This is a genomic window from Lysobacter enzymogenes (assembly GCF_017355525.1).
Classification (GTDB): domain Bacteria; phylum Pseudomonadota; class Gammaproteobacteria; order Xanthomonadales; family Xanthomonadaceae; genus Lysobacter; species Lysobacter enzymogenes_C.
In genome coordinates, this window is sequence record NZ_CP067395.1 from 411,133 (window position 1) to 433,109 (window position 21,977).

A 21,977-nucleotide genomic window follows, 5' to 3' on the forward strand; every position below is an offset into this window, starting at 1 on the left:
CATCGATCCGCCCTGCTGCGGCCGCGCGAACCGCGACCCGCAGCGACGACGAACCGCTTCATCCACACCACACCCATCCCCGCGATCATCGCCAACGTTCCACCCGGCACCCACCAGGATCCCCCGCAGTGGCCAGCAACAGCTTCGGAACCCTCCTCACCGTCACCACCTTCGGCGAAAGCCACGGCCCGGCCATCGGCTGCGTCGTCGACGGCTGCCCGCCGGGCCTGGAACTGGCGCCGGAGGAGTTCCGCCACGACCTCGACCGCCGCGCCACCGGCCGCAGCCGCCACACCTCGCAGCGGCGCGAAACCGACGACCTGGAAATCCTCAGCGGCGTCTACCAGGGCCGCACCACCGGCACCCCGATCGCGCTGCTGATCCGCAACACCGACGCGCGCAGCAAGGACTACGGCAACATCGTCGAACAGTTCCGCCCCGGCCACGCCGATTACAGCTATTGGCAGAAGTACGGCCATCGCGATCCGCGCGGCGGCGGCCGCTCCTCGGCGCGCGAAACCACCATGCGCGTGGCCGCCGGCGTCATCGCCAAGAAGTGGCTGGCGCAGCGTTACGGCGTGGCCGTGCGCGGTTTCATGAGCCAGATCGGCGAGATCGTGCCGGCCGGCTTCGACCTCGACGCGGTCGAGGGCAACGCGTTCTTCTGGCCGCACGCGGCCCAGGTCGAGGAACTGGAGCGCTACATGGACGCGCTGCGCAAGTCCGGCGATTCGGTCGGCGCGCGCGTCGACGTGATCGCCGACGGCGTGCCGCCGGGCTGGGGCGAGCCGATCTACGGCAAGCTCGACGGCGAACTGGCCGCGGCGCTGATGAGCATCAACGCGGTCAAGGGCGTGGAGATCGGCGACGGCTTCGCCAGCGTCGCCCAGCGCGGCACCCAGCACCGCGACGAACTGCTGCCGGCGGGCTTCGCCAGCAACCATGCCGGCGGCATCCTCGGCGGCATCAGCACCGGCCAGCGCCTGCGCTGTTCGGCCGCGTTCAAGCCGACTTCGAGCCTGCGCCTGCCGGGCCGCAGCCTGGACGTGCACGGCAACGAAGTCGAAGTGGTCACCATCGGCCGCCACGACCCCTGCGTGGGCATGCGCGCGACCCCGATCTGCGAGGCGATGGTCGCGCTGGTGCTGATGGACCAGGCGCTGCGCCATCGCGCGCAGTGCGGCGACGTCGGCACGATCACGCCGCGGATTCCGGCGCAGGCCGGCTTCGACGATGCGGGCGCCGGCGATGTCTGAGCGCCCGCGCGTCTGGGTCTCGCAGCCGCTGTTCGCCGACATCGTCGCGCGGCTGGGCGAGCACTTCGAGGTCGAAACCACCGACGCGGTCACCCAGCACGCGCCCGAGGCCGCCAACGCGATCCTGCGCCGCATGGACGGCGCGCTGGTGACCCTCAACGACCCGGTCGGCGCGGCGCAGATCGCCGGCGCGCCGCGCCTGCGCGCGATCGCCAACGTCGGCGTCGGCTACAACAACCTCGATCTGGCCGCGCTCAGCGCCGCCGGCATCCTCGCCAGCAACACCCCCGACGTGCTGACCGAGACCACCGCCGATTTCGGCTTCGCCCTGATGATGGCGACCGCGCGCCGCATCGGCGAGGCCGAGCGCTGGCTGCGCGAGGGCCACTGGCAGCGCTGGAGCTTCGACAGCCTGCTCGGCGCCGACGTGCACGGCGCGACCCTCGGCATCCTCGGCATGGGCCGGATCGGCCAGGCCATCGCGCGTCGCGCGACCGGCTTCGGCATGCGCACGCTGTACCACAACCGCAGCCGCTTGCCGGAAGCGGTGGAAGCCGAGTGCAAGGCGCAGTACGTCGGGTTCGACGAACTGCTGGCGCGCGCCGATCACCTGATCCTGGTGCTGCCGTATTCGCCGCAATCGCATCGTCTGATCGACGCGGCCGCACTGGCGAAGATGCGGCCGCACGCGACCCTGACCAACATCGCCCGCGGCGGCATCGTCGACGAGGACGCGCTGTGCGACGCGCTGGAGCAAGACCGCCTCGGCGCCGCCGGCCTCGACGTGTACGAAGGCGAGCCGCGGCTCAATCCGCGCCTGCTGCAGCAGCGCCGCGTGGTGCTGACCCCGCACATCGCCAGCGGCAGCTTGGCCACGCGCCGGGCGATGGTCGCGCTGGCGGTCGACAACCTGATCGCCGCGCTCGGCTTCGGCCCGCGCGCGGGCGATCCGCCGAGCCCGCTCAATGCCGTTGTTCGGGATTAGGGATTAGGGATTAGGGATTCAAAGCGAAGGGTCGGCGGCGACGCAGCCGCCTTGCGAATCCCGAATCCCCAATCCCGAATCCCCGCTTCACCGCTTCACCGCTCCACCCGCCGGAAATGGGTCCGGCGGTCCCCACAAGCCAGGTAACTCAGAACAGATGAACGCCAAGACGTCCTGCAATGTCGCCGTAGTCGGTGCCACCGGCGCGGTCGGTGAAACCATGTTGAAGGTGCTGGCCGAGCGCAAATTCCCGATCGGCAAACTGCACCTGCTGGCGAGCGAGCGTTCGGCGGGCGAGAAAATCGAGTTCGAAGGCCAGACCCTGGTGGTCGAAGACCTGGCCAAATTCGACCCGCGCGGCGTCGACATCGCCCTGTTCTCGGCCGGCGGCTCGGTGTCGAAGGAATACGCGCCGAAGTTCGCCGCCGCCGGCGCGGTGGTGATCGACAACTCCTCGGCCTTCCGCTACCAGGACGACGTGCCGCTGGTGGTCAGCGAGGTCAATCCCGACGCGCTGAAGAACCGTCCGCTCGGCATCGTCGCCAACCCGAACTGCTCGACCATGCAGCTGATGGTCGCGCTGGCGCCGATCCACCGCAAAGCCAAGCTCGAACGCATCAACATCGCCACCTACCAGTCGGTGTCGGGCACCGGCAAGCGGGCGATGGAGGAACTGGGCCGGCAGACCGCGGCGCTGCTGAGCTTCCAGCAGGCCGAGCCCGAGATCTACCCGGTGCAGATCGCCTTCAACGTGATCCCGCACGGCGGCGACTTCACCGACAACGGCTACACCACCGAGGAAATGAAGCTGGTCTGGGAGACCCGCAAGATCCTCGGCGACGACAGCATCGGGGTGAACGCGACCGTGGTGCGGGTGCCGGTGTTCTACGGCCACTCCGAGGCGGTGCACATCGAGACCCGCGACAAGCTCTCCGCGGTCGAGGCGCGCGCGCTGCTGGAAAAGGCGCCGGGGCTGGTGGTGGTCGACGAGGCCAAGGGCGGCGGCTACCCGACCCCGGTGACCCACGCCTCGGGCGAGGACCCGGTGTTCGTCGGCCGCATCCGCGACGACATCTCGCATCCGCGCGGGCTGTCGCTGTGGGTGGTCGCCGACAACATCCGCAAGGGCGCGGCGACCAATGCGGTGCAGCTGGCCGAGCTGGTGTGGAACGAGCGCTGAGGCGTTCGTCGGAGACATGAAATCGGGCCCTGCGGGGCCCGATTTTTTGTGCGCGGCGCGGCCCTGCCGGATCGCTTGGGTTTTTCTGGCGGGGCCTGAAGGCACTCCCGCGACAGCCAGGGCCCAGCCGGCCGGCCATCGGCACGGGCGGCTTCCCCACCGCCAGTCAACGGCTTAGGATGAAAACTTAACGAACGCGTTGCACATTCAGCCCGTACACCTTTAGAGTCGCCGCCTGACTTCGGATTGGGACCGCTCGTGAGATCAGGTTTCGCACGCTCCGCTTTGGGCCTGGCGCTGGCATTGGCCAGCGGAGCGGCCTGCGCGTTGGGTCTGGGCCAGATCGAGGTCAAATCGCGCGCCGGCCAGCCGCTGCTGGCGGAGATTCCGGTCATCGCCAGCGGGCCGGAAGAACTGGCCCAGCTGCGCGCCGGCCTGGCCTCGCCGGAGACCTTCCAGCGCATCGGCCTGGAGCCGCCGCAGGGCATCGTCACCGACCTGCGCTTCACCCTGGCGGTGGACCGCGCCGGCAAGCCGGTCATCCGCGTCACCAGCACCCAGCCGGTGCAGCAGCCGCTGCTGACCTTTTTGATCGAAGTGGACTGGGGCCAGGGCCGCCTGACCCGCGAATACTCGGCCCTGCTCGACGCGCCGCGCACCGCCTCGGCGCCGATGCAGCCGCCGATCCAGGCCGCGACCGGCGCCAATCCGAACACTATCGAACGTCCGCTGGAGGCGCCGCTGCCGTTCGGCGCGCAGCCGCTGCCGGCCGAGCCGCTGGCGGTCGAGGGCCAAACGCCGGGTTACGACCCGGGCAATCTGGCCCAGGCCCCGGCGTTGCCGCCGGAGGCCGTCGCGGCCCAGCCCGAGCCGATGCCTCAGCCCGAGGCCGCGCCGGCGCCCGTACCGGCGCAGCGCCCGAACGCCGGCCGCATCGCCCGCGAACCGCGGCCGCAGCCGGCCGCGAGCGCGCCGAGGATTCCGGCCGACGGCGAAATCACCGTCGCCCAGGGCCAGACCCTGTCCGGCATCGCCGCGCAGATGGGCGGCGCGCAGAGCCTCAACCAGACCATGATCGCGCTGCTGCGGGCCAATCCCGAGGCCTTCGTCGGCGGCAACATCAACCGCCTGCGCGCCGGCGCCGTGCTGCGCCGTCCCGGCGGCGGCGAGACCGCCGCGATCGACCCGCGCGAAGCCAACGAACTGGTGCGCGCGCAGATCCAGCAATGGCGGCAGTCGCCGCAACGCGCGGTGCCGCAGCCGCTGACCGTCGACGCCGACCGCGTCGCCAAGGCGCCGGTCGCGCCGGCCGCGCGCGACGCCGGCCGCGCCAGCGACGCGCGCCTGGAAATCGTTCCGCCCGGCGCCGAACGCGCGAAGGCCGGGGCACAGTCCGGCATCAGCGCCGGAGGCGAGGGCCAAATGGTGCGAGAACAAGTGCAACAGGCCAACGAAACCATCGCGGTGCGCGAGCAGGAACTGGCGGACCTCAAGAGCAAGGTCGCCGAACTCGAGAAGCTCAGCACCGACCAGCAGAAGCTGATCGCGATGAAGGACAGCGAGCTGGCCGCGACCCAGCAGCGTCTGGCCGAGAACCAGGCGCGCGCCGACAGCGGCTCGCCGCTGCCGTGGATCTTCGGCGGCCTCGGCCTGCTGGCGCTGTTGGCCGGCGGTTGGGTGCTGAGCCGGCGCGAGCCGAAGCGGCCGAATTTCCGCGCCGCCGGCCCCGCGCCGTTCGGCGCGCCGGAGCCGGCGCCGTTCGCCGCGCCGGCGGAGCCGCCGGTGGATCCGGTCGAAACCCTGCGGCGCAAGCCCGGCGGCGTGGCGGTGGTCGATCCGGTCGCGCAGTTGCTCGGCCGCGAGCGCGACGAGCCGGCGGCCGACATCGACGACGAAGCCGGGCGCGACGACGCGCCGCGGCATGCGCTGGACGAGCCCGGGTTCGCAGGCGCCGGGTTCGAGACGCGCCGCGAAGACACTCGTGTCGACGAACCGCGCGCCGATGCGGCGCACGCCGATGCGGCGCATGCCGATTCAACGCATGCCGATGATGAACCGGCCGGCGCCGCGTCGAGCGCCGCGCCCGCCGAACCGGCCGTGCCGCCGCAATGGACCGCGCCGGTCAGCGAACCCAAGGCTTCGGCGCGGGTGCCGACCTGGCATGCGGGCGGCGCGACCCGCACCGCGGGCGGCGATGAGTCGGTGGCAGCGGCTTCGTCGGGCCCGGCGCCGTTCGGCTCGACGGCGTCTTCGCCGGCGCGGGTCGATCCGGTGCCGGTGGCGCCGGTCGCGGTGCCGCCTGCGGCGGTTCAAGCGCCGGTGGTTGAACGGGCTTCGGCCAAGTCTGCGGCGGCGGGGCCTTCTGCGGCTTCGGTTGGCCTGGAACGTATCGAACTCGCCCGCGCCTACCTCGACCTCGGCGATGAAGGCAGCGCCCGCCAGTTGCTCGGCGAAGTGCTGATCAACGGCGACCACGCCGCGCGCCAGCAGGCCGCGCGCCTGCTGCGCGAGCTGGAGGCCGCCGGCGGAGACCGGATCGGCTGAGTCGGGGCAGGGCGGCAGAGCAGGGCATGAACGATTCCGACACCGCGACCGTCGCCGCGCCGCTGCGGCGCTACGCCCTGGGCGTGGAGTACGACGGCAGCGAATTCTCCGGCTGGCAGCGGCTGGTGCGCCCCGGCGAACCGGACCTGCGTGGCGAAGCCACCGTGCAGACCACCCTCGAGCAGGCGCTGAGCTTCGTCGCCGGCACCGGCATCGACGTGGTCTGCGCCGGCCGCACCGACGCCGGCGTGCACGCCGCGTGCCAGGTCGTGCATTTCGACAGCCCGGTCGAGCGCGACCCGCGCGGCTGGACCCTCGGCGCGACCTCGCGCCTGCCGCCGTCGGTGTGCGTGCGCTGGTGCGTGCCGGTGGCGCCGGACTTCCACGCCCGTTTCTCGGCGCGCGCGCGCCGCTACCGTTACCGCATCCTCAACCGGCCGGTGCGGCCGGCGCTGCAACGCCAGTACCTGAGCTGGGAGCGGCGCCCGCTGGACGCCGACGCCATGCACCGCGCGGCCCAGGCGCTGCTGGGCGAGAACGATTTCTCGGCGTTCCGCACCGTGCACTGCCAGGCCCCGCACGCGCGCCGCGACCTGCAGTCCATCGCGGTGCGCCGGGACGGCGACATCGTGGAAATGGAAGTCCAGGCCAACGCCTTTCTTCACCATATGGTGCGCAACATTGTCGGAAGCTTGCTGCCGGTCGGCCGCGGCGACCGGCCCGAGGGCTGGATCGCCGAGTTGCTGGCCGGGCGCGACCGCACGGTCGCCGGTCCGACCGCTCCGTCGGCGGGACTGGTGTTCGTCGGGCCGCGCTACCCCGCCGAATGCCAGTTGCCTGCCGAGGTCCGCCTTTGAATCCGTCCCGCACCCTGTTCCGCACCCGCATCAAGTTCTGTGGTTTCACCCGCCCGGGCGACGTGCGCCTGGCCTGCGAGCTCGGCGCCGACGCGATCGGCTTCGTGTTCGCCGCCGGCAGCAAACGCCGGGTCGCGCCGGAGGAGGCGCGGGCGATGCGCCAGGCGCTGGCGCCGCTGGTCGACGCGGTCGCGCTGTTCGCCGACAACCCGGTCGAGGAAGTGCGCGAGGTGGTGCGCCAGGTCCGGCCGAGCCTGCTGCAGTTCCACGGCAACGAAGACGACGCCTATTGCCGCGGCTTCGGCGTGCCGTACCTCAAGGCCATCGCGATGGGCGGCGAACTGGCCACCCAGCACCCCTCGGCGCTTCTGATGCGCTATCCCGGCGCCGCCGGCTTCCTGTTCGACAGCCATTCCGAAGGCGGCAGCGGCGGCAGCGGCAAGACCTTCGACTGGAAGCGGATCCCGGTCGGCGTGCAAAAACCCTTCGTGCTGGCCGGCGGCATCACCCCCGACAACGTGTTCGAGGCGATCCTGGCGACCCTGCCGTGGGGCGTCGACGTGTCCAGCGGGATCGAGAGCGCGCCGGGGCTCAAGGACGGCGACAAGATGCGCCAGTTCGTCGAGGAAGTGCGGCGCGCGGACTGTCACGTGGAGTGAGCGCCTTTGGCGCTCACGGGATTGGGGATTAGGGATTCGGGATTGGCAAAGGCGGCGGCGCTGCGCCGTGCCGCCTGTTTCCGGGTCTTCAGCGCTATGCCCCGGTGCCCATCCCGAATCCCGAATCCCCAATCCCGAACTTTGCCGACCCCGTCACCCCGGAACCGGACCGCCATTCCGAGGTCGCCGAAACGGTACGGTCGACCCGTCGATGCCCTAAACTCCCAGGTTCCGCCGCGCGTGGCGCGGTGCTCCTGTAGTGATGGCCGCTGCCGATGTCCGCCGAACCCGCCGCCGATCTGCCGATCGATTTCTACGCCTACCCCGACGCCAACGGCCACTTCGGCCGCTTCGGCGGCCGTTTCGTCGCCGAGACCCTGATCGCGCCGATCGAGGAACTGGCCCGGGCCTACGACGCGGCCCGCGTCGACCCGGCCTTCATCGCCGAATTCGAGCGCGACCTGGCCCATTACGTCGGCCGGCCGAGCCCGATCTACCACGCCCAGCGCCTCAGCGACGAAGTCGGCGGCGCGCGGATCCTGCTCAAGCGCGAAGACCTCAACCACACCGGCGCGCACAAGATCAACAACACCATCGGCCAGGCGCTGCTCGCCAGCCGCATGGGCAAGACCCGGATCATCGCTGAGACCGGCGCCGGCCAGCACGGCGTCGCCAGCGCCACCGTGGCCGCGCGCCTGGGCCTGGAGTGCGTGGTCTACATGGGCGCCACCGACATCGAGCGGCAGAAGATCAACGTCTACCGGATGAAGCTGCTCGGCGCGACCGTGGTGCCGGTGACCAGCGGTTCGCAGACGCTCAAGGACGCGCTCAACGAAGCCATGCGCGACTGGGTCACCAACGTGCGCGACACCTTCTACATCATCGGCACCGTCGCCGGCCCGGATCCGTACCCGCGCATGGTCCGCGACTTCAACGCCGTGGTCGGGCGCGAGGCCAAGGCGCAGATGCTGGCCGAATACGGCCGCCTGCCCGACGCGGTGACCGCCTGCGTCGGCGGCGGCAGCAACGCGATCGGCCTGTTCCACGCCTTCCTCAACGACCGCGATGTGCGCATCGTCGGCGCCGAAGCCGCCGGCGACGGCATCGACACCGGCCGCCACGCCGCCTCGCTGGCCGCCGGCCGCCCCGGCGTGCTGCACGGCAACCGCACCTATGTCTTGTGCGACGACGACGGCCAGATCGTCGAGACCCATTCGGTCTCCGCCGGCCTGGACTACCCCGGCGTCGGCCCCGAGCACGCCTTCCTCAAGGACACCGGCCGCGCCGAATACGTCGGCGTCACCGACGAGGAAGCGCTGGCCGCGTTCCGCACCCTGGCGCGCACCGAAGGCATCCTCGCCGCGCTCGAATCCAGCCACGCCATCGCCCAGGCGATCAAGCTCGCGCGGACCATGCCGAAGGACCAGATCGTGCTGTGCAACCTGTCCGGGCGCGGCGACAAGGACGTGCATACGATCGCCGGTCGCGAAGGCCTGCATTTCTGATCGACTGCCTTCTCCCGCGTGCGGGAGAAGGCGCCCGCAGGGCGGATGAGGGCAGCGCGCGAGCATCCGGCGCTTCGTCTTCCGCTGGCGGCCCTCACCCCAACCCCTCTCCCGCAAGCGGGAGAGGGGCTTAAAAAAAGCAAAGCAAAAAACCTTCAGCCATGAACCGCATCGACGCCAAGTTCCAACACCTGCAAGCCACCGGCCGCAAGGCGCTGATTCCGTTCCTGACCGCCGGCGATCCCTCGCTGGAAGCGACCGTGCCGGCGATGCATGCGCTGGTCGAGGCCGGCGCCGATGTGCTCGAGCTCGGCGTGCCGTTCTCCGATCCGATGGCCGACGGCCCGGTGATCCAGCGCAGCTCCGAGCGCGCGATCGCGCGCGGCGCGGGCCTGGGCTGGGTGCTGCAGGCGGTCGCGCAGTTCCGTCAGGACGACGCGACCACGCCGGTGGTGTTGATGGGCTATCTCAACCCGATCGAAATCCGCGGCGCGCAACGCTTCGCCGCCGATGCGGTCGGCGCCGGCGTCGACGGCGTGCTGCTGGTCGACCTGCCGCCGGAAGAAGCCGCCGAGCTGCGCGCGGCGTTCGCCGCGGCCGGGCTGGCGCTGATCCTGCTGGCGTCGCCGACCACCACCGACGAACGCCTGGCGCTGCTGTGCGACGGCGCCCAGGGCTACCTGTACTACGTCAGCTTCGCCGGCGTGACCGGCGCCGACCGCCTCGACGCCGGCGCCGCCAACGACCGCCTGCACCGGATCCGCCAGCGCGCCAAGGTGCCGGTGGTGGCCGGCTTCGGCATCAAGGACGCGGCCAGCGCTGCGGCGATGGCGCGCGAAGCCGAGGGCGTGGTGGTCGGCAGCGCGCTGGTCGCGGCCCTGGCCGAGGCCGGTTCGGCCGAGGCCGCGGCGCGCACCGCGCACGCGTTCCTGGCTCCCCTGCGCGGCGCGCTCGACGCCGCCTGAACAGCGGCGGCCGGAGCCCGCGGCCCGCTGCGCTAGACTGCTGCGTCGGAACGGCACCGGCGCGGCGCATACGCTCCACCGCCTGTCCATTCTTCGTCAGTCAGAACGCCGTCCATCAAACGTCGTCAGTCAAAACAGGAAGATCCCAACGCATGTCGTGGCTCAAGAAACTCATGCCGTCCGGCATCCGCACCGAGACCGGCGCGGCCAAGCGCCGCAGCGTCCCGGAGGGCCTGTGGGAGAAGTGCGAGCGCTGCGGCGCCGTGCTCTACCGTCCCGAACTCGAGGAAAACCTCGAGGTCTGCCCCAAGTGCAGCTTCCACATGCCGATCCGCGCGCGCGCGCGCCTGAGCGCGTTCCTCGACGCCGGCAGCGGCGAGGAAATCGCCGCCGAGCTGAGCCCGGTCGACGTGCTCAAGTTCAAGGACCAGAAGAAGTATTCCGAGCGCTTCAAGGCCGCGCAGAAGGCGACCGGCGAGCGCGACTCGCTGATCGCGATGGCCGGCACGCTGAAGCAGCGTCCGCTGGTCGTCAGCGCGATGGATTTCGCCTTCATGGGCGGCTCGATGGGTTCGGTCAGCGGCGAGCGCTTCGCCCGCGGCGCCGAGCGCGCCCTGGCCGACGGCGTGCCGATGGTCTGCTTCGCCGCCAGCGGCGGCATGCGCATGCAGGAAAGCCTGTTCTCGCTGATGCAGATGGCCAAGGCCTCGGCCGCGCTGGGGCGCATGCGCGACGCCGGCCTGCCGTTCATTTCGGTCATGACCCATCCGACCTTCGGCGGCACCACCGCCTCGTTCGCGATGCTCGGCGACCTCAACCTGGCCGAGCCCGGCGCGCTGATCGGCTTCGCCGGCCCGCGCGTGATCGAGCAGACCGTGCGCGAGAAGCTGCCGGAAGGCTTCCAGCGCAGCGAGTTCCTGCTCGAGCACGGCACCGTCGACCAGATCTGCGACCGCCGCGAAATGCGCGACCGCATCTCGCACCTGCTGGCGCTGCTGACCCGGCAGCCGCAGCCCGAGGACGACGTCGAAGCGGCCTGAGGCCGCTTCGACAGGCTCGGCTGATTTGATATCGGCGATCCCCAAAAGCGACGCCATCGGCGCGAACGCGCCGGTCGCGTCGCTTTTGACGTTCGGGCCCGCGGAGCCTCCGCAGCCCGCGATCCGAAACCTGCGAACTGTGAGCGCCGAAGCGCAACGCGGCGGCGTTCAGCCGCGCGCCGGCGCCGCGCGCCGCGCATGCGGCACACTCCTGCGGCGGCGCTCCCCCGACGGCGCGTTCATGTCCGTTCGCCGCATCATCGCCAATCCCCGTTCCCCTCATTCCCCGTTCCTCTCATTCCGATTTCCCGACTCAATCCTATGACCCGCAAATATTTCGGCACCGACGGCATCCGCGGCCGCGTCGGCGAGGGCGCGATCTCGGCCGACTTCGTCCTGCGCCTGGGCAACGCCTACGGCCACGCGCTGCAGCGCCGCGACTGGCGCAACCCGATGGTCATCATCGGCAAGGACACCCGCATCTCGAACTACATGTTCGAAGCCGCGCTGGAAGCCGGCCTGGTCGCCGCCGGCGTCGACGTGCAGCTGATGGGGCCGATGCCGACGCCGGCGGTCGCGCACCTGACCCGTTCGCTGCGCGCCGACGGCGGCATCGTCATCTCGGCCTCGCACAACCCGCATTACGACAACGGCATCAAGTTCTTCTCCGCCGACGGCGAAAAGCTCGACGACGACACCGAACTGGCGATCGAGGCCGCGCTGGAGCAGCCGTTCAGCACGGTCGAATCCGAACGCCTCGGCCGCGCGATCCGCACCCGCGACGCCATCGGCCGCTATCTGGAAGCGTGCAAGGGCTCGGTCTCGCGCGGCTTCGACCTCAGCGGCCTGCGCATCGCCCTGGACTGCGCCAACGGCGCCACCTACCAGGTCGGCCCGCTGGTGCTGCGCGAGCTCGGCGCGCGCGTCGACGCCATCGGCGTGGACCCCAGCGGCCTCAACATCAACGACGGCGTCGGCTCGACCCATCCGCAGACCTTGGTCGCGAAGGTCAAGGCCAGCGGCGCGGACCTGGGCATCGCCTTCGACGGCGACGGCGACCGGGTCATGTTCGTCGACAGCGAAGGCCGCGTCTGCGACGGCGACGACCTGCTTTACATCCTCGCCACCGACTGGCAGGACAGCGGCCGCCTGCGTGGCCCGGTGGTCGGCACGCTGATGACCAACTACGGCCTGGAGCGCGCGCTGGAACAGCGCGGCATCGGCTTCATCCGCGCCAAGGTCGGCGACCGCTACGTGCATCAGCAACTGATGGCGCACGGCGGCATGCTCGGCGGCGAAGCCTCCGGCCACCTGCTGTGCCTGGACCGCACCAGCACCGGCGACGGCATCGTCAGCGCGCTGCAGGTGCTGGAAGTGCTGACCCGGCGCAAGCTGTCGCTGCGCGACGCGCTGGCCGGGTTGCAGCGGGTGCCGCAGAAGACCGTCAACGTGCGCTACGAGGGCACGAGCAAGCCAACCGAAGCCGCGTCGGTGAAAGAAGCGCTGAAGCTCGCCGAAGCCGCGGTAGCCGGCCACGGCCGCGCGTTCCTGCGTCCGTCCGGCACCGAGCCGGTGGTTCGCGTGACCGTCGAAGCCGACGACGCGACGCTGATGCAGAACACGCTCGATGCGCTGTCGGCGGCGGTGAAAGCCGCGGTCTGAGTCTTTTCGCTCATGCCGTAAACGACGAAGGCCGCTTGCGCGGCCTTCGTCGTTTCTACCGGTTCTACCTGTAGGAGCGACGCGAGTCGCGACCGCGCCAACGAAACGACGGCGCACGCCTCAACGCCGTTGCGTTATCCGGCCGGCGTCGGCCCGGAGCGCCAGACCTCCATCGCCCGCCGGCGTTTCATTGCCGCGGTCGCGGCTCGCGCCGCTCCTACAGGGGGGCGCCGAAGCTGCAGATCAACGCTGCTGAAACCGCGTCAACATCTCCCACGACTGGCTCACCGCCGCCGCATCCACCTTCGCGTCCGGCAGCGGCCGGTAGTTGCGGTCGACCACCGTCGCCGCGCCGTAGTTGTCGAACAAATAGATCCGCTCGCCATGGCGGATGCCGCGCTGCGACCAGCTTTCCACCAGCAACGGCCGGTCCGGCTTGCCCGGACCCAACAGGTCGCGCCCGGTGCTGTAGTCGGCGCTGTCGTTGCGGCAGCCCAGCGCATGCGTCATCAGCGTCGGCACCAGGTCTTCGTGCGAGGTGACGTGGCCGATCTTGCGCGCGGCCTTGCCCGGCCAATACAGCACGAACGGGGTGCGCAACTGGTAGTCGGAGAAGTTGCCGTTGTGGCCCCAGTAGTTCTGCTTGAGGTCGTTGAACTCCTCGCCGTGATCGCCGGTGACCACCACCACGGTGTTGTCCGCGAACGGCCCGGCTTGCAGCGCGCGCACGAACGGGCCGATCAGCGAGTCGGCGTAGTGCGCGGCGGTGCGGTAACGGTTGAAGTCCGGCAGCGGGTCGTGGTCGGGCCCGAAGTCGATCGGGTTGATCGATTCGGCCATCGGCTTGAACAGCGGCGGATAGCCCTTGGGCATGTAGTAGGGCTGGTGGGTCGAATCCAGGAACACGAAGCCGAAGAAGCGCTGCTGCGGCGCGGTCGCGGCGATGTCGCGCTGCAGGTCGGCGAGGATCGCGCGGTCGCGCTCGGCGCTCTTGCGCTCGCTCGGGCCGTTGACCAGGCGGTCGCGCACCTCGGAGAACACGGTGCGGTCGAACTCGGGGTTGTACAGCGGCGCGCTGCCGTAGATGTGCATCGCATAGCCGTCTTTCTTCATCTGGCCGATGAAGGCCGAACCGCGCTGCTCGGCCAGCATCGGATGCCAGTAACCGCCGGGCAAGCCGTAGAGCAGGCCGAACAGGCCGAAGCGGGTGGCGTTGCCGGAGCTGTAATGGTCGTCGTACCACTGCGAACGCTGCGCCAGCGCCCAGGTGTTGGGCATCACCTGCGGGTTGAGCGCGTCGTGGCGCAGCGATTCGAGCAGGATCACCACCACGTTGAGCTTCGGCGCGGTCTCGCACTGCAAGGGCTTGAGCGGGTACTTGAGCAGGCCTTCGCCGGCGCTCGGCGCGCGCGCGTTCGGGTCGCTCTCCACGCCGAAGCGGCGCAGCGAATCCTTCAGCGTGATCGGCTGCGCCCACGGGATGTACGGCAGCTGCGACAGGATCACCCGGTCGCCGCGCGCATCGTAGTAGGCGACCATCGCCTGGCCGAACAGCATCACCGCCGCGGCCAGCCACCACGCGCGCACGATCCGGGTCAGTCCCTGGCGCCGGCGCAGCGCGCGCCACCACAGCCAGGCGGCGGCGATTTCCAGCGCCAGCACCAGCGTCACCGCCAGCGCGATCAGCGCCCACACCGAGCCCGACAGCACCACCTGGTCCTGCATGGCGCCGCCGAACACCATGTTGGCGACCATCGCGTTGAGGTGGAACCGGTACAGCGCGAACACCTTGGCGTCGGCCGCCAGCAGGCAGATCCACGCCGCCTGCAACACCACCGCGGCCGCGGTCATCGCGCCGTAGCGGCGGGTCAGCACGCCCAGCAGCAGCGGCAGCAGGCCGAGCAGGGCGCCGAAGAAGACGAAGTGGCCGGGCAGGGCTAGGGTCAGGAACAGCGCCGCCTTCCAGTGCCCGGCCAGATGGGCGAAGGGAATGTTGAAGGCGGCGATGGCGATCGCGGCCGCGGCGTTGGTCAGGGTGAAGCCGGTCAGCCAGGCCAGGGCGCGGCGCGTCTGGAAGGCGGAAGCGGCGGCGGGTACGTCCATTCGGTACGGCGCTCGAAGTGGCAGGGGCCGGGTCGGGCGGCGACTTTAGCGTGTAACAAAGCCCCGGAACACCGCCGGAGGGCGGGCGGTCGCCCGCTCGGGTGAACGGCGCTGGCGGCCGTTCAGCCGGCACCGGCGAGGACGGCCGGCGCGTGTGCCGGACGCGGCCGGCCGGGGTGCCGGAACGGTCGCGGCGCGGCGCCTGTCGCGCGTCCGGGCCGGCTTGAGCGAAGATAACGGCTTACCCGGAAGACACAGACCAGGCAGGAACGCACAGTGAGTCAGATTCCCACCCTCGACATCCGCCGCTTCAGCGACCCCAGTAACGGCAGCGACCGCGAGGCCTTCGTCGCCGAACTCGGCGCGGCCTACCGCGAATGGGGCTTCGCCGGCATCCGCGGCCACGGCATCGGCGACGCGCAGATCGACCGCGCCTACGACGTGTTCAAGCGCTTCTTCGCCCTGCCCGACGAGGTCAAGCGGCAGTACCACGTGCCCGGCGGCGGCGGCGCGCGCGGCTACACCCCGTTCGGCGTGGAGACCGCCAAGGACTCCAAGCACTTCGACCTCAAGGAGTTCTGGCACGTCGGCCGCGAGATCGCGCGCGACTCCAAGTACGCCGCGGACATGCCGGCCAACCTGTGGCCGAGCGAGATCGCCGAGTTCAAGGAGGTCGCCTACGGCCTGTACACCACCCTCGACAATCTGGGTTCGCGCGTGCTCAGCGCGCTGGCCCTGCACATCGGCCTGCCGGAGAACTACTTCGCCGACAAGACCGACTCGGGCAATTCGATCCTGCGCCCGATCCACTATCCGCCGATCACCGCCGACGATATCCCCAACGTGCGCGCCGGCGCGCACGAGGACATCAACCTGATCACCCTGCTGGTCGGCGCCAGCGCCGCCGGCCTGGAAGTGAAGTCGCGCCAGGGCGAGTGGGTGCCGTTCACCGCCGACGCCGACACCATCGTGGTCAACATCGGCGACATGCTGCAGCGCCTGACCAACCACGTATACCCCTCGACCACCCACCGCGTGGTCAACCCGCCCGGCGAACAGGCGCGCCAGCCGCGTTATTCGACCCCGTTCTTCCTGCATCCGAATCCGGATTTCCTGATCGACGTGCTGCCGTCGACGATCACCGCGGACAATCCGAAGCGCTATCCGGAGCCGATTACGGCGCAGGGGTATCTGGAGGAGCGGTTGCGCGAGATCAAGTTGAAGTAAGGCAAGACAAGAAGCAAAAGCGGGAATAAAGCGGGGAATGGGGATTGGGGAACTGTGAGGGCGCGGGTGATTGGTTTTCTGCGTCCTTCGGCCGGATGGCGTTTGCTGGTGTCGGCCCGAAGACCACGATCTCTTGAACAAGAAAAAGCCGGCTTGCGCCGGCTTTTTCTTTGCGGGTCGAACCGGGAGATCCGGCGGATCCAGGAAGCAGGAACCGAACCACAGTTCCCAAATCCCTAATCCCGCTTCATTCCCCGCTCTCAATCAGCACCCGATCGCCGTGCACAACGCCACGATGTTGTCGTCGTTGAACCGCGCGCCGACCCAGGCGGTGCCGAACGCGCCGATGTGCGGGCCGCTGACGACGCTGTTGACCTGGTTGCCGGCGTTGGAATTGGGCGTGTAGTTGATCAGCCACGCGCCGCCGCTGGCGCCGTAGGTCATGTCGCAGCCCTGCACGACGACGTTGGTGCCTTCCGACGGCGCGTCGTAGGTCTGGCCGGCGCAGATGTTGGTGTACTGCGTGCTCAGGTTGCTGGCGTAGCCGTGCGAGTAGGTGTACAGCGAATACGGCTGGTTCCAGGCGCGGCCGAGCCAGCCGACGTAGTTGATGACCGGAATGCCGGTGGTCTGCTCGCCGGTCAGCTTGATCACCGCCACGTCCCAGCGCCGGGTGCCCTGGCTGATCCAGTTGGTCGGCACGCGCGCGGTGCTCCAGCCGAAGCGGCCGTACGGCGCCTCGCCGTAGCGTTCGGCCGGCACGAACACGAAGTTGGAGTTCCAGCCCGCGCCGAAGGTGTAGACGCAATGCGCGGCGGTGGTCAGCACGTTGGTGCCGCTGGAAACCTGCGCGGTGCAGTACGAGCTGCCGCCGCCGGGCACATTGAAGTACAGCTTGCCGATCTTGTTCCACGGCGAAGCCTTCCACTGGCTCTCGTAGTAGTTGCCGGGGAAGCGGGTGTAGGCGTAGTGCGCGCCGTCCTTCTCGCCGCCCACGGCCGCGGCCGGCGCGGCGCCCTTGCGCGCGTCCAGCGCGTCGAGCTTGTTCCACACCTGCGGAAAGTGCTGGCGGGCGAGGTAGTTGTTGAACGCCGGCGCGGCGCCGCCGGGGGCGCTGGCGGCCGGGCCGGTCGGCGCGTCGACTGCCTTGAGCGCGGCGGCGTCGGGTTCGCCGCGGGTCGTCCAGACCAGCGGCTTGACCGCGGCGCGCTGGCGCGCGGTCGCGAACGGCGCGGCCTGGGCGGCCTTGGCCGCGGCGGCGCTGCCGGGCTTGGGCGCGTCGAGCGCGGCGACGTCGCCGTGGGCGGTGCGGATGATGGTTTCGCCGGCGCTGGCGGCGCCGGCCAGGGTCAGCAGGGCCAGGCCGGCGAGGGCGGCGAGGCGGCGGGCGGGGGCGTGCGGGGCGTTGCGATGCGGCTTCATGTCGGAAACTCCTTGAGGTATCGCTCCATGGGCGACGGATGGATCGTCGGTACAGCGCCGCCGCGCGCCTCGATCCGTGCGGCGCGGGCGGCTCCGGGCGAACGCCGGGCGGGCTCGTACAGGCGAGTCCGGCCGGTTGCGCGCTCGCCGCGGACGGCGGGGCGGGCGGTTCGTCGGTGGCGGGAGCCCTAGGCGGGCGGCCACCCCAGGAAACGCCGGGGTCGGGGCGGGCAGGACAGCCGTGGGCGATGGACAGGTGCGGCGCCGATGTCGTCGCAGCGCGGTCTGGGACGGCTGCGGTGCAGGCGGGGCAAGGGTTTCGGGCGAAAGGCCGGGGTGGCGGCGGGGGCGAAATGTTGCGTCGGTGCAACAGCGGCGGCCGACGAACGGGTGGGGCGACGGGCGCGGGAAGGGTTCGTCGGCGCGCAATTGGCGCGGTCGCGGCTTGCGCCGCTCCTACAGTCGGATCACGCAGCGGCCGCAGCCCCCTGTAGGAGCGACGCAAGTCGCGACCGCGGGGTCTCGTCCTCGCGCCGAACCCTTCACCCCTCGCGCAAACGCACCCCGGCCGCGCGCAACGCCTCGCGCCACGCCTCCAGCTTCATCGCCGCGCCCTGCGAGGCATTGGCCGGGCTGGTCGACGGCAGCCGCACCAGGCTCAGGTCCGGCCGCGCCAGGGTCGGCGCGACGAAGCGGCGGAAGCTCTGCTCGGCCTTGGCGCCGTTGAACAGGATCGTGCCGACCTGCGGATGGCGGGTCAGGAAACCGGGAATATCGTTGGCCACCGCGGTGTCGTCGCGGATCGCCGAATCCAGGCTGCCCTCGCGTTCGCACTGCGCCAGCACGTCCCACAGCGCGATCCCGGCCGCGGCCAGCGCCGCGACGCGTTGCGGAAACTCCAGCTCCGGGCCCGCGCCGACCAGTTCGCCCATGAACGGCCAGAACCGGTTGTGCGGATGCGCGTAGTAGCGCCCGGCCGCGAGCGAGGCGGCGCCCGGCATGCTGCCGAGGATCAGCGCGCGGGCGCCGGGGACTTCCATCGGCGGAAAGCTGCGGACCAACATGGGCGGCGCTGCCGAAGCGGGGGAACCGAGGATGTGAGGGCGCCGCGCCGCCGCACAACCGCCGGCGCCGGCGCGGCTGCGTTTCGCCGATCGCGCCCAGCCATTAGACTGCGCCCCGTCCACGCATCAACGGAGAAGCCATGCGCCGCAGGATCGTCGCCGGAAACTGGAAGCTGCACGGCAGCCGCGAGTTCGCTTTCGCCCTGCTCGACGAAGTCGCCGCGCAGATCCCGCCGGCCGGGGTCGAGCGGGCGATCCTGCCGCCGCTGCCGTACCTGGGCGAGCTGGTCGAGCACTACGGCGAACGCGGCCTGGCCTTCGGCGCGCAGGACGTCAGCAGCAACGTCAAGGGCGCCTACACCGGCGAAGTCTCCGCGGCGATGCTCAAGGAAGTCGGCGCGGTCTACGGCCTGGTCGGCCATTCCGAGCGCCGCCAGTACCACCGCGAGAGCAGCGAACTGGTCGCGCGCAAGTTCGCGGCCGCCCGCGACGCCGGCCTGGTGCCGATCCTGTGCGTCGGCGAGACCCTGGAGGAGCGCGAAGACGGCAAGACCGAGTGGCGCCTGCAGGAACAGCTGGCGCCGGTGCTGGAGTTGCTGGGCGTGGCGGCGCTGGACGGCGCGGTCGTCGCCTACGAGCCGGTCTGGGCCATCGGCACCGGCCGGACCGCCACTCCGGAGCAGGCACAACAGGTCCACGCATTCATCCGTAGCGAAATCGCTTCGCACGATGCTAGAATCGCTGGCTCGCTTCCGATCCTTTACGGCGGAAGCGTGAAAGCCGACAACGCCGCCGCGCTGTTTTCCCAGCCCGACGTCGATGGCGGACTGGTCGGAGGCGCCTCCCTGGTTGCGTCCGACTTCAACGCCATCGCTGCCGCGGCGGCGCCCTGATCGCAACGAACGGCGAACTCCGCCGCCCCGGAACGGTCGTAACGAGCTGTCACTGAGCGAAGAATCCGAACGATGCTGTTGTTCCTCAACGTCATCTATGTGTTGATCGCGATCGCGATGATCGCCCTGATCCTGATGCAGCGCGGCGCGGGTGCGCAGGCCGGCTCGGGTTTCGGCGGCGGCGCTTCGGCGACCGTGTTCGGTGCCCGCGGTTCGTCGAACTTCCTGTCCAAGTCGACCAAGTGGCTGGCGATCGCGTTCTTCGCGATCAGCCTGTTCATGGCCTGGCAGGCGAGCCGCACCGCCCCGGCGCAGCTGGGCAAGCCGGACATGGGCCTGATGGGCCAGGTCAAGGAACAGCCCGCAGCGGCTCCGGCCGCCGCGCCGGCCGCGGTTCCGCAGGCTCCGGCCAGCGGCGTGCCGCAGGTCCCGGCGAATGTCCCGGCCGCGCCCGCCACGGCTCCGGCCGGCGGCGCGACGGTTCCGGCGCCCGCGCCGGCGGCCACTCCGGCCGCGCAGCCGGCGGCGTCGGCGCAGCCGGCAGCCCCGGCAAAACAGCCGGCTAACGGCGGCTGAATAAACAGGTTAAAATACGGTTTCAGCCCCGCCCGGACGGCAGGGCAGGTCAGCGATGACCTAGGCGGCGCGGGTTCCCCGCAATGCCCGGCCAGGATGGCGTAAGCAGGTTGGCAGTGCCCAGATGGCGGAATTGGTAGACGCACTACCTTGAGGTGGTAGCGACTTAGGTCGTGGGGGTTCGAGTCCCCCTTTGGGCACCACATCCAACCGATAGCCGAACTAGAAGCTGTTTCAGCAATTCGCACCACGGTACGCAGGTGCGGCACGCACGGCGGGCCGCTCCGCGCGTCCGAACGTCTGGGCGCCGCGGCGCCAAGCCAAGGGTTCGCGTGACACGCGCCCCCATGTAGCCGAACAAGTAGCCGAGAGAACACCGCGTGCTGGCCGAATACCTGCCGACTCTGTTGTTCCTGATCGTCGCCAGCGGTATCGGCGTCGCCCTGTTGGTAGTAGGCAATGTGCTCGGGCCCAAGCGCCCGACCGCGGAGAAACTGTCTCCGTACGAATGCGGCTTCGAAGCCTTCGAAGACGCGCGCATGCAGTTCGACGTGCGCTACTACCTGATCGCCATCCAGTTCATCATCTTCGATCTGGAAATCATCTTCATCGTGCCCTGGGCCACCGTGTTCCGAGATCTCGGCGTGGTCGGCCTGATCGAGATGGGCATTTTCGCCAGCATGCTCCTGCTCGGCTTCGTTTACGTCTGGAAGAAGGGAGCGCTCGAATGGGAGTGATCCAAACCGTCGGCGACACCGTCTCCGGGTTGATGCACAACCCGCTGCCGGAAGGCCGCCTCGACGACATCCTGCGCCCCGAGGGCGAGAACCCGCTGCTGCAGCAGGGCTTCGTCACCACCAATCTCGATACCCTGTGGAACTGGGCGCGCACCGGCTCGATGTGGCCGATGACCTTCGGCCTGGCCTGCTGCGCGGTCGAGATGATGCACGCCGGCGCCGCGCGCCTGGACCTGGACCGCTACGGCGTGGTGTTCCGCCCGTCGCCGCGCCAGTCCGACGTGATGATCGTGGCCGGCACCCTGGTCAACAAGATGGCCCCGGCGCTGCGCAAGGTCTACGACCAGATGCCGGACCCGAAGTGGGTCATCTCGATGGGCAGCTGCGCCAACGGCGGCGGCTACTATCACTATTCCTATGCGGTGGTGCGCGGCTGCGACCGCGTGGTCCCGGTCGACGTCTACGTGCCGGGCTGCCCGCCGACCGCCGAAGCGCTGGTCTACGGCATCCTGCAGTTGCAGCGCAAGATCCGCCGCGGCACCAACTTCGGCGACGCCAAGCAGGGGCTGCGCGAATGAGCCCGGCCGATCTCGCCCAGCGCCTGGACGCGCGCTTCCCGCAGGCCAACATCGTCGTCGCGCAACCGCGCGGCGAAATTACTTTGGAAGTCGCCCACGACCAATGGCTCGACGCCGCGCGCGCCCTGCGCGACGAATTCGGCTTCGAGCAGTGCGTCGACGTCAGCGGCGTGGACTACCTGACCTACGGCAGCGACGAGTGGGACACCGACGTGTCCTCGGAAGGCTTCTCGCGCGGCGTCGAAGGCAAGAGCGCCGGCCGCTTCCGCTGGGGCGAAGAACCCAACGGCGCCGAAGACTACAAGCCGGCGCGGCGCTTCGCCGCGGTCGCGCACCTGCTGTCGTACCAGCACAACGCGCGCCTGCGCCTGAAGACCTACGCGCCGAGCGACGACCTGCCGGTGGTCGCGTCGCTGACCTCGGTCCATCCGGGCGTCAACTGGTTCGAGCGCGAGGCGTTCGACCTGTACGGCATCGTGTTCGAAGGCCATCCGGACCTGCGCCGGATCCTGACCGACTACGGTTTCGTCGGCCATCCGTTCCGCAAGGATTTCCCGCTGATCGGCAACGTCGAAGTGCGCTACGACGCCGAAAAGCGCCGCGTGGTGTACGAGCCGGTGTCGATCGAGCCGCGCGTCGGCGTGCCGCGCGTGATCCGCGACGACGCGCGTTACCAGACGGCGCAAGGCGAAATCTCGCAGCGCGAGGTGAAGTGAGATGAGCA

19 protein-coding genes and 1 tRNA gene are annotated in these 21,977 nt (G+C 70.2%); 17 read left to right on the forward strand and 3 right to left on the reverse strand.

Going from position 1 to position 21,977, the window contains the following annotated elements:
- Positions 1 to 128 precede the first annotated feature (128 nt).
- The 10 genes from aroC (at position 129) to glmM (ending at position 12,653) form a co-directional block, all read left to right on the forward strand.
- Positions 129 to 1,256, forward strand: a complete 1,128-nt coding sequence (aroC, locus tag JHW38_RS02020; protein WP_207524375.1) for a chorismate synthase — start codon at positions 129 to 131, stop codon at positions 1,254 to 1,256.
- Positions 1,249 to 2,241 carry a 2-hydroxyacid dehydrogenase gene (locus JHW38_RS02025; protein ID WP_207524376.1) on the forward strand — a complete coding sequence of 331 codons (993 nt, stop codon included), beginning with the start codon at positions 1,249 to 1,251 and terminating at the stop codon, positions 2,239 to 2,241. Before aroC ends, JHW38_RS02025 begins: the two co-directional genes overlap by 8 nt.
- A 157-nt stretch (positions 2,242 to 2,398) precedes the next feature.
- Positions 2,399 to 3,421 carry an aspartate-semialdehyde dehydrogenase gene (locus tag JHW38_RS02030; protein ID WP_207524377.1) on the forward strand — a complete coding sequence of 341 codons (1,023 nt, stop codon included), beginning with the start codon at positions 2,399 to 2,401 and terminating at the stop codon, positions 3,419 to 3,421.
- Positions 3,422 to 3,679: 258 nt separating this feature from the next.
- Positions 3,680 to 5,965, forward strand: coding sequence for a FimV/HubP family polar landmark protein (locus JHW38_RS25670; protein ID WP_207524378.1), 2,286 nt, complete (start codon positions 3,680 to 3,682; stop codon positions 5,963 to 5,965).
- Between the two features lie 26 nt (positions 5,966 to 5,991).
- Entirely contained in the window at positions 5,992 to 6,822 is an 831-nt protein-coding gene (gene truA / locus JHW38_RS02040; protein WP_207524379.1) for a tRNA pseudouridine(38-40) synthase TruA, read from the forward strand.
- Positions 6,819 to 7,481 carry a phosphoribosylanthranilate isomerase gene (locus tag JHW38_RS02045; RefSeq protein ID WP_242691144.1) on the forward strand — a complete coding sequence of 221 codons (663 nt, stop codon included), beginning with the start codon at positions 6,819 to 6,821 and terminating at the stop codon, positions 7,479 to 7,481. Before truA ends, JHW38_RS02045 begins: the two co-directional genes overlap by 4 nt.
- A gap of 275 nt (positions 7,482 to 7,756) precedes the next feature.
- A complete protein-coding gene (gene trpB, locus JHW38_RS02050) occupies positions 7,757 to 8,986 on the forward strand; it encodes a tryptophan synthase subunit beta (RefSeq protein ID WP_207524381.1) in 1,230 nt (409 codons plus the stop codon).
- A gap of 161 nt (positions 8,987 to 9,147) precedes the next feature.
- The gene (gene trpA, locus JHW38_RS02055; protein ID WP_207524382.1) at positions 9,148 to 9,951 is read left to right on the forward strand and encodes a tryptophan synthase subunit alpha; all 804 of its coding nucleotides are present in this window, start codon (positions 9,148 to 9,150) and stop codon (positions 9,949 to 9,951) included.
- A gap of 152 nt (positions 9,952 to 10,103) precedes the next feature.
- Positions 10,104 to 10,991, forward strand: coding sequence for an acetyl-CoA carboxylase, carboxyltransferase subunit beta (accD, locus tag JHW38_RS02060; protein WP_207524383.1), 888 nt, complete (start codon positions 10,104 to 10,106; stop codon positions 10,989 to 10,991).
- Positions 10,992 to 11,312: 321 nt separating this feature from the next.
- Positions 11,313 to 12,653 (forward strand): phosphoglucosamine mutase, encoded by a 1,341-nt coding sequence (gene glmM, locus JHW38_RS02065; RefSeq protein WP_207524384.1) that lies wholly within the window; start codon positions 11,313 to 11,315, stop codon positions 12,651 to 12,653.
- Positions 12,654 to 12,896: 243 nt separating this feature from the next.
- Here glmM and JHW38_RS02070 read toward each other — a convergent pair whose 3' ends face one another.
- Positions 12,897 to 14,756 (reverse strand): DUF3413 domain-containing protein, encoded by a 1,860-nt coding sequence (locus tag JHW38_RS02070; protein WP_207524385.1) that lies wholly within the window; start codon positions 14,754 to 14,756, stop codon positions 12,897 to 12,899.
- 276 nt (positions 14,757 to 15,032) lie between these two features.
- On the opposite strand from JHW38_RS02070, the gene JHW38_RS02075 reads away from it, so the two are divergent.
- The gene (locus JHW38_RS02075; protein WP_207524386.1) at positions 15,033 to 15,983 is read left to right on the forward strand and encodes an isopenicillin N synthase family dioxygenase; all 951 of its coding nucleotides are present in this window, start codon (positions 15,033 to 15,035) and stop codon (positions 15,981 to 15,983) included.
- A 264-nt stretch (positions 15,984 to 16,247) separates the two neighbouring features.
- On the opposite strand, the gene JHW38_RS02080 is transcribed toward JHW38_RS02075, so the two are convergent.
- Together JHW38_RS02080 and JHW38_RS02085 are read right to left on the reverse strand one after the other, a co-directional pair.
- Positions 16,248 to 17,405: a trypsin-like serine peptidase gene (locus JHW38_RS02080; protein ID WP_207524387.1), complete on the reverse strand. Its 1,158-nt coding sequence runs from the start codon at positions 17,403 to 17,405 to the stop codon at positions 16,248 to 16,250.
- Between the two features lie 542 nt (positions 17,406 to 17,947).
- On the reverse strand, positions 17,948 to 18,469 hold the full coding sequence (locus JHW38_RS02085) for a DNA-deoxyinosine glycosylase (protein ID WP_207524388.1): 522 nt from the start codon (positions 18,467 to 18,469) through the stop codon (positions 17,948 to 17,950).
- A gap of 140 nt (positions 18,470 to 18,609) precedes the next feature.
- On the opposite strand from JHW38_RS02085, the gene tpiA reads away from it, so the two are divergent.
- The 6 genes from tpiA to JHW38_RS02115 all read left to right on the forward strand — a co-directional run bounded on the left by tpiA (position 18,610) and on the right by JHW38_RS02115 (position 21,969).
- The gene (tpiA, locus tag JHW38_RS02090; RefSeq protein WP_207524389.1) at positions 18,610 to 19,362 is read left to right on the forward strand and encodes a triose-phosphate isomerase; all 753 of its coding nucleotides are present in this window, start codon (positions 18,610 to 18,612) and stop codon (positions 19,360 to 19,362) included.
- A gap of 72 nt (positions 19,363 to 19,434) precedes the next feature.
- Complete coding sequence (secG, locus tag JHW38_RS02095; RefSeq protein ID WP_207524390.1) at positions 19,435 to 19,938, forward strand: preprotein translocase subunit SecG; 504 nt, start codon at positions 19,435 to 19,437, stop codon at positions 19,936 to 19,938.
- A 118-nt stretch (positions 19,939 to 20,056) separates the two neighbouring features.
- A tRNA-Leu gene (locus tag JHW38_RS02100) sits at positions 20,057 to 20,141 on the forward strand.
- A 177-nt stretch (positions 20,142 to 20,318) separates the two neighbouring features.
- Entirely contained in the window at positions 20,319 to 20,675 is a 357-nt protein-coding gene (locus tag JHW38_RS02105) for an NADH-quinone oxidoreductase subunit A (RefSeq protein WP_057947326.1), read from the forward strand.
- Positions 20,666 to 21,253 (forward strand): NuoB/complex I 20 kDa subunit family protein, encoded by a 588-nt coding sequence (locus tag JHW38_RS02110; protein ID WP_207524391.1) that lies wholly within the window; start codon positions 20,666 to 20,668, stop codon positions 21,251 to 21,253. The genes JHW38_RS02105 and JHW38_RS02110 overlap by 10 nt, the downstream gene beginning before the upstream one ends.
- The gene (locus JHW38_RS02115) at positions 21,250 to 21,969 is read left to right on the forward strand and encodes an NADH-quinone oxidoreductase subunit C (protein WP_207524392.1); all 720 of its coding nucleotides are present in this window, start codon (positions 21,250 to 21,252) and stop codon (positions 21,967 to 21,969) included. Before JHW38_RS02110 ends, JHW38_RS02115 begins: the two co-directional genes overlap by 4 nt.
- The last annotated feature ends 8 nt before the right edge of the window (positions 21,970 to 21,977 follow it).